At 43.6% G+C, this 12,644-nt stretch carries 10 protein-coding genes; 6 read left to right on the top strand and 4 right to left on the bottom strand.

Annotated features, from left to right (window positions below; translation table 11 throughout):
• Positions 1 to 27: 27 nt before the first annotated feature.
• Both MTX11_RS11960 and mpl read right to left on the bottom strand, forming a co-directional pair.
• Entirely contained in the window at positions 28 to 1,110 is a 1,083-nt protein-coding gene (locus tag MTX11_RS11960) for a zinc-dependent alcohol dehydrogenase family protein (protein WP_243475193.1), read from the bottom strand.
• A gap of 358 nt (positions 1,111 to 1,468) precedes the next feature.
• Positions 1,469 to 2,833: a UDP-N-acetylmuramate:L-alanyl-gamma-D-glutamyl-meso-diaminopimelate ligase gene (mpl, locus tag MTX11_RS11955; protein WP_243475192.1), complete on the bottom strand. Its 1,365-nt coding sequence runs from the start codon at positions 2,831 to 2,833 to the stop codon at positions 1,469 to 1,471.
• 242 nt (positions 2,834 to 3,075) lie between these two features.
• On the opposite strand from mpl, the gene MTX11_RS11950 reads away from it, so the two are divergent.
• Positions 3,076 to 3,417, top strand: coding sequence for a DMT family protein (locus MTX11_RS11950; RefSeq protein ID WP_004729014.1), 342 nt, complete (start codon positions 3,076 to 3,078; stop codon positions 3,415 to 3,417).
• Positions 3,418 to 3,423: 6 nt separating this feature from the next.
• Here the strand turns inward: MTX11_RS11950 and MTX11_RS11945 are convergent, their stop codons facing one another.
• Positions 3,424 to 4,704 (bottom strand): DUF2254 domain-containing protein, encoded by a 1,281-nt coding sequence (locus tag MTX11_RS11945; protein ID WP_005245572.1) that lies wholly within the window; start codon positions 4,702 to 4,704, stop codon positions 3,424 to 3,426.
• A 284-nt stretch (positions 4,705 to 4,988) separates the two neighbouring features.
• Between MTX11_RS11945 and purE the strand changes: the two genes are divergently transcribed.
• The 3 genes from purE to MTX11_RS11930 all read left to right on the top strand — a co-directional run bounded on the left by purE (position 4,989) and on the right by MTX11_RS11930 (position 8,643).
• Positions 4,989 to 5,501, top strand: a complete 513-nt coding sequence (gene purE / locus MTX11_RS11940) for a 5-(carboxyamino)imidazole ribonucleotide mutase (protein ID WP_005104916.1) — start codon at positions 4,989 to 4,991, stop codon at positions 5,499 to 5,501.
• A gap of 15 nt (positions 5,502 to 5,516) precedes the next feature.
• The gene (locus MTX11_RS11935) at positions 5,517 to 6,638 is read left to right on the top strand and encodes a 5-(carboxyamino)imidazole ribonucleotide synthase (RefSeq protein ID WP_243475191.1); all 1,122 of its coding nucleotides are present in this window, start codon (positions 5,517 to 5,519) and stop codon (positions 6,636 to 6,638) included.
• Positions 6,639 to 7,350: 712 nt separating this feature from the next.
• The gene (locus MTX11_RS11930) at positions 7,351 to 8,643 is read left to right on the top strand and encodes a lytic murein transglycosylase (protein WP_243475190.1); all 1,293 of its coding nucleotides are present in this window, start codon (positions 7,351 to 7,353) and stop codon (positions 8,641 to 8,643) included.
• 103 nt (positions 8,644 to 8,746) lie between these two features.
• On the opposite strand, the gene MTX11_RS11925 is transcribed toward MTX11_RS11930, so the two are convergent.
• Positions 8,747 to 9,874 carry an anhydro-N-acetylmuramic acid kinase gene (locus MTX11_RS11925; RefSeq protein ID WP_243475189.1) on the bottom strand — a complete coding sequence of 376 codons (1,128 nt, stop codon included), beginning with the start codon at positions 9,872 to 9,874 and terminating at the stop codon, positions 8,747 to 8,749.
• An 80-nt stretch (positions 9,875 to 9,954) separates the two neighbouring features.
• Between MTX11_RS11925 and tyrS the strand changes: the two genes are divergently transcribed.
• Together tyrS and MTX11_RS11915 are read left to right on the top strand one after the other, a co-directional pair.
• Positions 9,955 to 11,169, top strand: coding sequence for a tyrosine--tRNA ligase (gene tyrS, locus MTX11_RS11920; protein WP_004647151.1), 1,215 nt, complete (start codon positions 9,955 to 9,957; stop codon positions 11,167 to 11,169).
• A gap of 539 nt (positions 11,170 to 11,708) precedes the next feature.
• Positions 11,709 to 12,002 carry a hypothetical protein gene (locus tag MTX11_RS11915; RefSeq protein ID WP_004647152.1) on the top strand — a complete coding sequence of 98 codons (294 nt, stop codon included), beginning with the start codon at positions 11,709 to 11,711 and terminating at the stop codon, positions 12,000 to 12,002.
• The last annotated feature ends 642 nt before the right edge of the window (positions 12,003 to 12,644 follow it).

The raw sequence follows: 12,644 nt of genomic DNA, 5'->3' as shown, positions 1-12,644 counted from the left end.
TAGCGGACTTTTTTTGTCTGATGTGGATTAGCTCATGTCAATCATGACTTTTAAGGCCTTCTCATCAGAGGCATGTTTAAATACATCATAGGCTTTTTCAAAATCGGCAAATTTAAAATGATGGGTTGCCAGTTTTTCCAGCGGCAATTTGCCGGAACAGCAGGTTTTCAGTAGCATCCCTGTGGTATTGGCATTCACCAGACCGGTGGTGATGGTCAGGTTTTTAATCCAGAGTTTGTTCAGTTCAAAACTCACCGGTTTACCATGTACGCCGACGTTGGCAATATGCCCGCCCTCCTTCACGACATGCTGGCAAATATTCCAGGTAGGCTCCACCCCCACTGCTTCAATGGCACAGTCGACCCCGCGTCCATCGGTAATCTCTAGAATCTTTTGAATGGCATCTTCTTTGGCAGAGTTGATGATATGCGTCGCGCCGACAGTCTTGGCAAATTCCAGCCGATTATCATCCATATCCACCATAATAATATTGGCGGGTGAATAAAACTGTGCGGTGAGCAGACAACTCATGCCGATTGGCCCTGCCCCGACAATCGCGACATTGTCGCCTGGTTTGACATCGCCATATTGCACCCCAATTTCATGTGAAGTTGGCAGGATATCTGAGAGGAATACGGCCACATCTTGATTCAGGCCATCGGGTAAATGATAGAGTGAGGTATCGGCAAAGGGCGTGCGTACATATTCGGCATGGGTGCCATCAATCATATAACCCATGATCCAGCCGCCTTCATTGCGACAATGGGCATAGAGCTGTTTCTGGCAGTTTTCACAGGTTCCGCAGCGGCTGACACAGGAAATAATCACCCGGTCGCCCTTTTTAAAGTTTTGCACGGCGGAACCAACTTCTTCCACAATGCCAATACCTTCGTGACCTAAAATACGTCCCTTAAAGCTGCCCTCTTTACGCGTAGCCTCCTGCTCAATTTCCGGGTTTTTACCTTTCCAGATACCCAAGTCGGTACCGCAGATGGTAACTTTTTCCAGTTTAATGATGGCATCGCTGGGATGCAAAATGGTGGGAACTGGGCGGTCTTCAAAGCGGATATCATTTGCGCCGTAATAGACCATCGCTTTCATCGTTGTCATGACACATCTCCTAATGGAATGAGGAATGAGAATGACCTGACTCAGCGAGAATAATGAACGCCTCGATTGCTTTTATATAGTGACAGCGATGGGCTGATTTATGATCTGGCTTTCAGGCCTATAGATACCTGTGTTCTTCTCGATTGTGCCTTGAGTGATATGGCGCTGCAATGAGTCTTGTGTACAGATTGCAACAAAAGATCATCAGGGAGGGTTCAGAGATAAATCTGCTATTTGGGTCAATATTTAAATCATAGGATTGCAGGATCAGAACAACGGTTCACTTTTTCTCAATCAACGTTTTAATATGCTAAAAAAAGCCCGCTAGGCGGGCTTCTTCACTTCACTTAAATCTGTTTTATGCTTGTAAAACAGTAATCAGCTTCTGATGCAAACCACCAAAACCACCATTCGACATAATTACTACGGCATCGCCCTCGCCTGCCTCTGCTACCACGGTCTGAATGATGTCATCCAGTGTGCGTGCAACTTTGGCCTTGTTTGGCGCAGCCTCAATGACCGGTTGCAGATCCCAGTCCAGTCCTTCCGGTTGATACCAGATCACTTCATCGGCCAGACGTGCTGAATGAGCCAAGCCATCTTTATGACTACCCATGCGCATGGTATTGGAGCGCGGTTCAATAATTGCCCAGAGTTTGCGTTCACCCAGACGTTTGCGCGCACCTTCTAAGGTCGTATCAATCGCCGTCGGATGATGGGCGAAGTCATCATAAACCTCGATACCACGGACTGTGCCTAACAGTTCCATACGGCGTTTCACACCACCAAAATTGGACAGCGCTTCACAGGCGGTTTCAATCGATACGCCGACATGTTCAGCAGCAGCAATCGTGGCCAAGGCATTGGCAACCGAGTGCTGCCCGGTCATATTCCACTGTACTTCGCCTTTGACTACGCCCTGTTGCAGGACTTTGAAATGTGAACCATCTACTGACAATTGTTCTGCATAAAGTTCAGATTTTCCGTTGGCATCCAGACTGGTGCGCACTACAGGCGTCCAGCAGCCCTGCTCCAGCACTTCATCAATATTGCTCTCAGTAATCGGCGCGATAATCCGGCCTTCACTTGGAATGGTACGAACTAAATGATGGAACTGCTTTTGAATTGCCGCCAAATCATCAAAGATATCGGCATGGTCAAATTCCAGGTTATTTAAAATTGCGGTTTTTGGATGGTAATGCACGAACTTGGAACGCTTGTCGAAGAAAGCAGAATCGTATTCATCGGCTTCGACACAGAAATATTTCCCACCACCGAGACGCGCACTTTCCGAAAAGCCCAATGGCACACCGCCAATCAGAAAACCTGGCTCCAGACCGGCTTGATCCAGTACCCAAGCCAGCATCGTGGTGGTCGTGGTTTTACCATGTGTTCCGGCGACACCCAGCACGTGTTTACCTTGCAGAACATGATCAGCCAGGAACTGCGGACCTGAAATATAAGGCAGACCTGCATTCAGCATATATTCGACTGCATCAATACCACGCTTCATGGCATTGCCGACGATTACCAGATCCGGATGAGGCTGTAAATGACTGCGGTCATAACCCTGCATTAAAGTGATGCCCGCATTTTCAAGTTGGGTCGACATGGGTGGATACACATTCAGGTCTGAACCTGTTACCTGGTGGCCCAGATCGCGTGCAAGTAGCGCTAACGAGCCCATAAAGGTGCCACAAATACCCAAAATATGCAGATGCATCTACTTTACTCCGTTCCTGTCTGACCCATCACTTTATATTGGTGCTGTTGTCATGATTTATTCAATTTGCAAGCAACGATAGCAAGGCTTTAGCTGAAAAGATAGTGAAAATTCTGGCCTTGTTGTGGGATTTTTTAAATCCTGTTTCACGGATAAATTCAAAGAAAATTTCAAAGCGATGCAATATCTTTTCGCCAAATAAACCGTAAAATAAGTTCGACTTTTTTGCAGAGTGCATGCAAATGCTGCCGGCTTTATTTCTTCTGGTAATTGCCAACTGTTTTATGACCCTGGCCTGGTATGGGCATTTAAAATTTTTGCCGCATGATGCACCGCTCTGGCAAGCGATTTTGTTCAGCTGGGCCATTGCCCTGTTTGAATATAGTCTGATGATTCCAGCGACCAAATTACTGGCGCAGCAAGGCCTGGCAGTCGGTCAAATGAAAATCACCCAGGAAGTCGTGACCTTACTAGTCTTTGTTCCTTTTATGATTTTTATGTTTAAACAGCCCTTTAAACTGGATTATCTCTGGGCTGCTTTATGTCTGTGTGGATGTGTCTATTTTGTCTTCCGTACCCCTTAACTTGATCTAATGGCTCAGCTGAATCAGGGGGAAATGGCTTCTAAATTCAGAAAGTAATTTCTGCCGATCCGGTTCAAATTCCAGTTTATTCAGGCAGCGTTGGATTAATTCAATCGCCATTATTTCTGCAGCCTGTTTTAGTTCAGGTTCGGGTACATTATGTTGAATCATCGCTAAACATTTCAATATTCTCTGATTGAGTTCAATACAACCCACACAATCTCGGGCCATTGGTGCAAAACTACTGTAAATCAAATCCCCGAGATCAAAGATATCCACACTGATATGCGGACAATCCCGCTCCGGTAAATCTTCAGCGGCCTTGCTGTCAATCAGGATTCGGGTTAAGGCATCAACGGCATTAATCGCTGATCCAACATCGTTCACTGCGGGAGACATCGCTTTCTGCCCCACTTCGCTCATCACCACCACACCAAAACGCGGGTCCTGTAAAAAGCTGCGATTGGTTTCAATGATTACATGATTCAAAATGGAGTTTCGGATCTCCTGCTGCTGTTCCGGGCTGAAAGCGCGGTCGCTATATACCTCTGCCAGTGCCGTCATCGGATCCAGAAATTTTCCGGGTAGCTGGGGAAGATGGATATGCAGCTGTTGGCTGACGGCCAGTTGCTCCAGTCCTTCACTATTAAAATTGGTGAAATAGCCGGTCTGGGTACTAAAAACATGAAAGGCAGCTGCTTGCTCTGGACGTTGTCCGGTGGCACCAAAATTCGGCTGATGTCGAAACTCCGCCAAGGCCGTAGAAGCAGCGACTTCAATTTTGTGAATGGTGGTGGTGAGGTTGCCCAGTTGCGACAGGGTGTGTACCCAGCGAATCAGGATATAAATCAGGTACATCAATACCAAAATGGTACTGATAAACAGTACAAATCTACCTGCAGGACCATAATAGCCAAGCCCGAGCGCAATCTTGGCAATTACAGCATAAATAAAAGCCGAGATAAAACTGCTGATAGCAAGGCGGGTATTGTCATCACTCATCATCAGCTGATAGGCACGTGGTGTCCCGCTGGATGAGGCAGACGCAAAGGCTGCGACCATAATCGACAGGGAAAAAGTGGTGACTGCCAGCATGCTGGAAGCAATAATATCTAGCAGGCTGCTCAGAGTTTCAGTACTGATATTGGGAACAGTGCTGGTCGGGATAAAATAGCGACTGGCGATTGCAAATAGCGAGAAAAAGGTCGCAAAGACGGCGCCAAGAGCTGGCATCAACCATAAGTTTTCTGAGGGGTTCTGTAGCCAGATTTTTAGTTTGTACCACATAAAAATGCCCTGCCAATGTATAGGTTTTAGTATTAAGTTATTCATTGCAAAAAAGTTTTATATTGATAGTTATACTTTTTTTTAATGTGATGTATGTCCTATTTTTGTATTTTTAGCCGCAAAATTATTGTTTTATTTTTGACCATTTTCCCAACAGATAATTTTAATTCTTGAGCTGAACTTTAGACCAAATCAATTTCAGTCTATAATAGGCAACTCCTATTCAAGCTTGGCTCTCTCGTCGAGATTTATTTTTTCTCACTTTAATCTCTGGAAAATTTGCAATGAATGCGGCTGCTGCACAAGATACTCCTCTCGTAGGTATTATCATGGGTTCTCAATCAGATTGGGCAACTCTCGAACACACTGCCAATATGCTCAAGCAGCTTGGTGTCCCATTTGAAGCCGAAGTTGTTTCTGCACATCGTACTCCAGACCGCCTGTTTGAATATGCTGAGCAAGCGCGTGATCGTGGTATTCAGGTGATTATTGCTGGTGCAGGTGGTGCAGCGCATTTACCGGGTATGTGTGCGGCGAAAACTGATCTTCCAGTTTTGGGTGTACCTGTGAAATCTTCGATTTTAAACGGTATTGATTCATTGCTGTCTATTGTGCAAATGCCAGCTGGGATTGCGGTTGGTACCTTGGCGATTGGTCCTGCCGGTGCCACCAATGCTGCCATTATGGCCGCGCAAATTCTGGGTTTGACCCGTCCAGAAATCGCAAAAAATGTTGCAGATTTCCGTGCAGCGCAAACAGATAAAGTGGCAAGTAACAATATTCCAGGCCAAGCTTAAGTCGAGACACAGATTATGGATAAAACCATCGGTATTTTTGGTGGCGGTCAGCTGGGTCGTATGATGGCGCAAGCGGCACTTCCATTAAATATTCAATGTACATTTTTTGAAGCCAGCACAGACTGTCCTTCTGCTGCTTTGGGTCCGGTGATTTCGAGCCAGGCTGAAAATGGTCTGCAAGACTTTATTAATAGTGCAGATGTATTTAGCCTTGAGTTTGAAAATACGCCACTTACAGATGTTGATGTACTGACGCAAAGCAAGCAACTGCATCCGCCGCGTCAGGCTTTGGCGATTGCCCAGCATCGTCTGTCTGAAAAAGCCTTGTTTGATGAACTGGCTATTCCGGTTGCACCGTACAAAGCGGTCACTTCACTGGAAAGCTTAGAGGCTGCTGTAGCTGAACTGGGCTTGCCGATCGTACTGAAAACCTCGCGTGGCGGTTATGATGGTAAAGGCCAATTCGTTTTACGTTCGAACGATCAGATGGATCAGGCCTGGGCAGAATTGGGCCCTGCAGGTGAGCTGATTGCAGAAAGCTTTGTCACCTTCTCACGTGAAGTATCAATTATTGCAGTACGCGGCCAAGATGGTGATGTCAAAACCTGGCCATTGGCTGAAAATCATCATCATAACGGCATTCTGTCGCACTCGATTGTGCCTGCACCGAACAGCGCAGATTTGCAACCTGTGGCGCAAGATTACATCACTCGTCTGCTGAATCACTTGAACTATGTCGGTGTCCTAACCCTTGAGCTGTTTGTGACAGACAAAGGCTTATATGCCAACGAGATGGCACCACGCGTGCACAACTCGGGGCACTGGTCGATTGAAGGCGCCGTATGTTCGCAATTTGAGAATCATGTACGTGCGGTGGCTGGTTTGCCTTTAGGTTCAACTGAAGTGATCCGTCCAACTGTCTTGGTGAACATCATTGGTCAGCATCCAAAATCTGCAGATGTTCTGGCTCTGGAAGGTGCGCATTTGCATCTCTACAACAAGTCAGAGCGCGAAGGCCGTAAGATTGGTCACATCACCTTGATGCCAAATGACAGCGCGCAATTGTCTGTGCTTTGCCGCCAACTGGCGAAAATTTTACCGAATCCATTGGCATTGAGCGAAGATATGACCATCTAGGCTTTAACTTGCTGATAAAAAAAGCGATCACTTCGGTGATCGCTTTTTTATTTGTCTGCTTTCAGGCATGATTGCGCCTCTTTAAAAATGCCTGCCATTGGTCGGATCAGTTTTTAAATCAATTGCTTACAATCTGATCAATTGAGTATAAATATAACAATTCAATAAAACCTTTTTTACAGCTGAATTTTGCCATATTCACTTGTAGATAAGCCTGAAATCAAAGTTTGAATTTAAAACTGGAAAGTGGTTTTGAATTTAAATTCATAAAAACAAATTCAAATTTAAATCGGGCTTTGAATTTAAACTTGCGCTTTTAAATTCAAAAATATGAATTCAAATTTAAAACTGGATAAATGAATTCAAAGTTTCTGAATTTAAAAATATTAGCCCATTATTCAAATGAATTTAAAATGAAAACTAGTGTAATTAGAGCATGTTGATGATCGTGACTCGCTTTTCCTGAAACAAGTTATCCCCAGTAATTTTTAAATTCAAAACTGATTGCAAGTGTTTTGAATTTGAATTTAAAAATCCCGCTGATTTGAATTTAAATCAGGCTTGTGGATAACTCATGTTTAAATTTAAAGATTACAAAATGAATTTAAAAGTGTAGGAATTATGAATTTAAATTTACGCATTGGCGCTTTAATTTTCATCATGAGCTGCTAAGGTAGAAACATAATTCAAAATCTAAATACTCAAGGGTCTTATGCAACGGCTTGCACTTTTTATTGGTTCTGTGGTCTTGGCTGCTTCACAGGCACAGGCTGAACTTATTATTAATGGTCAACGTGTCACGCCGACTGATTTGACCTCTAGTTCAAATATCCCGAATTATGCCTCCCAAAATAATTTTCAAAACTGTCTCGCCAATTTGCGCAGTCAAGCTGTTGCTAGAGGTGTAAGCGGCAGTACCTATGATCGTTATACCCAAAACTTAAGCCCTGATTATTCAGTGATTGAACGCCTGAATTACCAGCCTGAATTTTCTACCCCAATTTGGGATTATCTGTCTGGTTTGGTGGATGAAGAACGGGTTCAGCTCGGCCGGCAAAAATTACAGCAACATCGTGAGGTGCTCAATCGTGTTGCTGCCACCTATGGTATACCTGCAGAAACGGTAGTTGCGGTATGGGGTGTCGAAAGTAATTTTGGTGATATTTCGGGGAAATATCCTTTATTACAGGCTTTAGGAACTTTGAGCTGTGAAGGTCGTCGCCAGAGTTATTTCCGTGGTGAGTTTTTTACCACTATGAAACTGTTACAGCGTGGCGATGTGCGTGAAGAACAATTAAAGGGTTCCTGGGCAGGCGCATTTGGTCATACCCAATTTATGCCATCGACTTATGATGAGCTTGCAGTTGATTTTGATGGTGATGGCCGACGTGATCTAGTTTCGAGCATTCCGGATGCACTCGCATCAACTGCCAACTTTTTAAGCAAGCGTGGCTGGCAGAGCGGACAGCCTTGGGGTTTTGAAGTCAAGATCCCTCAAGGCATGTCGGTTTCCGGTGAAGGTCGTCGTAATAAAAAATCCTTGAGTAACTGGCTTAATCAGGGGGTGGTGCGTGCCGATGGTTCGGCATTGGTTCAAGGAAATTTATCACAATCCTCTCAGGCCGGATTGCTTGCACCTGCAGGCCCGAGTGGCCCGGTGTTCCTGGTCTTTAAAAACTTCGATGCCATTTATAGCTATAACGCGGCAGAAAGTTATGCCTTAGCGATTGCGCATTTATCCGATCGTTTGCAAGGTAAAGGCTCATTTATGGCCACATGGCCTACTGATGATCCGGGAACTTCGCGTGCAGAACGTCGTGAGATCCAGCAATTTCTGTTAAACCGTGGCTATGATATTGGTGCAGTGGATGGTCTGATTGGAGATAAAACCCGTCAGGCGATTCGTCAGGAACAGCAGCGTTTGGGCTTAAGTCCTACAGGTCGTGCCGGTCAGCAGATTCTGCGTGCTTTTAGAAATGAAAATGCCAAACGCATGATGCAATAAAAATATTGAAAACGAAAAAAGGTCTGCATTCATGCAGACCTTTTGTGATGACTGTTTTTGAGTAGCTATTATAGTCATGCAAGATAATATTAATTCACTGAATTTAAACAGCAGTAATGGTGCCGAGGACGCGATAGCCAGCGGCACCAGTGACTGCAGGCAAGTTACCATTCAGCTGGTTCATAAAACGCATGGCCAGCCAGGCAAAGGCAGTAGCTTCTACCCAGGTCGGACTGAGGCCCAGATCGGCGGTAGTCTGTACGCTCCATTCATGTTTGCGCAGGCGCCAGCGCAACTGCTCTAGTAAATGTGAGTTGTAGGCACCACCACCGCAAACAAAAACCTGTCCGGTATCCATGCCGGAGCGGTAAATGGCTTTTTTAATGGCACGGGTGGTGAGCTTTAATAAAGTCGCCTGTACATTTTCCGGAGTGTCTTCCAGTTCATCGTATTGTAGGTCATTGCGCCAGTCGGCAATCTGTTCATCTAGCCATTCCAGATTGAAATCTTCACGACCGGTACTTTTTGGGGGTTCTTTAGAGAAGAATTCGTGCGACTGCAAGCGATCAAGCAAACTGCGAATCGGGGTGCCATAGGCTGCCCAGTTACCATTTTCATCAAAAGGCTGACCGGTATAACGGGAACACCAAGCATCCATCAGGATATTGGCCGGTCCGGTATCAAAACCATACACCTCTTCAGGCTTGCCGGCAGGCAGCAGGCTGACATTCGCTATACCGCCCAGATTTAAAATTACCCGGTGAATGCTGTTATGCTGGAAAATATCCTGATGAAATGCTGGAACTAAAGGTGCTCCCTGACCACCTGCCGCCAGATCACGACGACGGAAATCTGAAATCACCGGAATCTGGGTAATTTCAGTAATGATGTTCGGGTCACCAATTTGCAGGGTGAAGCCATGTTCAGGACGATGCCGGATAGTCTGGCCATGCGAGCCAATCGCCTTAATTGTGGATTTATCCAGGTTATTTTTTTCAATCAACGTATTAATACCATGACCAATCATTTGTGCCAGTGCAACATCAGCCTTGCCCATGCGGTCAATTTCATTGTCATCCGGCAAGGTCAGTGCCATCAGCTCATCCCGAAGGTCAGGATCAAATGCCAAAGTGAGTGTGGCATGAAGCTGGAGTGGATCAAAAGAAGCAGCAACAATATCGACACCATCCATGCTCGTGCCGGTCATTACCCCAATATAGATCGCTGTCATGGTTATTCTTAAGCCTGCAATATGCTGAAAAAGTGTTAGTATATCGCACAAATTGAGTAACTGATGTATTGGATTTTGTGATGTCAAATTTCCTGCCGGCTGAAGAACAACTTGCCCTCATTCAACGAGGCACCCACGAAATTATTTCTGAAGAAGACCTTCTCAAGAAATTAAAATTGAATCGTCCATTAAAAATTAAAGCGGGTTTTGACCCGACTGCACCTGATTTGCACTTGGGCCACACAGTTCTTATTAATAAGTTAAAAGTATTCCAAGACTTGGGTCATGAAGTGTTGTTCCTAATTGGTGACTATACTGCGATGATCGGTGACCCAACCGGAAAAAGTGCTACACGTCCGCCATTGTCACGTGAACAGGTTTTAGAGAACGCTAAAACATATCAAGAACAAGTATTTAAAATTCTTGATCCAAACAAAACCAAAGTGGTGTTTAACTCGGAATGGTTTGCACAAAAAACTGCGGCTGATTTGATTCAACTGGCATCACAGCAAACGGTTGCGCGTATGCTTGAACGTGATGACTTCACCAAGCGTTATAACAACCAGCAGCCAATTGCGATTCATGAATTTTTGTACCCATTGGTACAAGGCTATGACTCTGTTGCGCTGGAAGCAGATGTTGAATTGGGTGGTACAGACCAAACCTTTAACCTGTTGATGGGTCGTACCTTACAAGGTCGCTATAACCAAGAAGCACAAGTATGTATCACAGTGCCAATCCTTGAAGGTTTAGATGGCGTCAACAAGATGTCTAAATCTTTGGGTAATTATATTGGTGTATTTGATGCACCGGGCGCGATGTACCAGAAAGTGCTTTCAATGCCGGATGCATTGATTGAGCGTTATTTTGATCTGCTGAGCTTCAAAACCATTGAAGAAATTCAACAGTTGTTAAAAGAAGTGGCAGAAGGCCGTAATCCTCAAGAAGTGAAAAAGATTCTCGCGTTGGAGCTAGTCGAGCGTTTCCATGGTGCTGAAGCGGCTGCCAATGCGCATAAAGGCGCGGGCAATATCATTACTGAAGGTGAATTGCCTGAAGGTACGCCAGAAGTGACTATTTCACGTGGCGAGTTTGGTGGTGAAATCTTTATTACCTCGATTTTACGTGAGGCAGGCTTAACCAAAAATGCAGCCCAAGCTAAAGATGCATTAGGCCGTGGCGCAGTGAAAGTGGATTGGCAGACTGTAGATACAACGTATTCTGTGAAAGAGAACGTAACTTTGATTGTTCAGGCCAGCAAAAAAGCAATTGCTAAAGTTACTTTTGTTGACTAAAAAACGGATAAGTTATTGAAATAAAAGCAGGCTTCGGTCTGCTTTTTTTATTGATGTTCTATATTTAAAAATCAAATAAGTAAAGTCAAAAAAAACCCTATGAAAACAAGAGTTAATTTTTCCCAAATCACTTGCTTTTCATCTTTATTATGTATAGGATTTATTCATCTAGAGAATTCGTTTAGAGCATCTAGAGGGTAGTAAAAATAATAGTACTCCACAACTGAGAAAGTCTCTTTTCCAAGAGGCTCTTTTTAAAAGCTTTAAAGCGAATAACTATAATAATGACATAATGGATCGGGTAAAGATTCAATTCTAAGGAGGAGATTTTGGGAGAGATCTCTTCCTTTTTTATTTATTATTGCGTAATCAAGATATAAATCTGCATGCCTGCTTTTCTCGTTGAGCCATCAGACTTAAAATTAACCAGTAAATTGAACTTAGGTGAATGACCCTAAGAATGAGTTCATTTCAATTGACTCCAAAATGACTCGAAAAGAAAAGTGCAAAACATAAAAAATTAAGGCAGAGGTGATTGAATGTATCGCTTTCCAACAGAAAATATTTTTGATGAACAAATCGATTGCATATTACGGTTCTTATTTGAATACCAGCCGGTCGAACAAAAACAGCAACTCTATGGATCTGTCTATACTTTATTTATGCAGCTTGATCTGGCCGCGCATTACTTTCTATTTTCCCTGATTGAAGAGCAGTTACCGCGACGCGCGAAATTATTCTTTATTGCCGAGGATTATCAGGGTAAGAAAGACATGATTGTAGAGGTCATGCAACATTGGCGTGGACAGCAACAGCAGGAAAAAGTCGCTTAATGCAAAATAACAGACTTTATCTTCTATATATAAGTGATCTACGCATGGTTTTGGGATTCGAAAACTAAAAATGAATACTTCTTTTATATAGCAGCCCAAGAATAGGCTTTTATAAAAGCTTTTTACGTAAAAAATAACTCACAAATTAAGGAGTCTAGGATTTAGATCGGCTTACTGAGCGAGATAGATTAATTTTGGTTTTCTTTTGACGTGCTAATTTAAATAAAAGACAAGATTTCAATGTTAAAAGGCTAAAAATACTATTTTAACGATTATTGTGATAGCTTTTAGGTCTAAATGAATTTTCAGTTATAAAAATAAAATGACGTGTTTAGTGCATTTATTAAATAAAAACGCTTAAAAATTAGATAAAAAAGCGATTTTTTAGCAATTTTTGTAGAAAAAAAAGACATACGTGAAAAATATAGTGAATTGGGGGTTGCAATGATTCTGAAATCCTCTAGAATGCACCCATACCGACGAGATAGACGGAAACGAACGAAGCAGAATGGCGGAGTTGTTGAGTTTATCGAAGTCCAGCTTCTGGCACTGACGAGGTGTTAGAAAGATCATTAAGAGATTATGAAGAACAACTTGTGTGGATTTTTACTGGTTGATTGATCGAAATTATTTTCATTGATT

The sequence above is a fragment of the Acinetobacter lwoffii genome (assembly GCF_022809915.1).
GTDB lineage: Bacteria > Pseudomonadota > Gammaproteobacteria > Pseudomonadales > Moraxellaceae > Acinetobacter > Acinetobacter lwoffii_M.
This window is presented reverse-complemented; position numbering and strand designations above follow the sequence as displayed.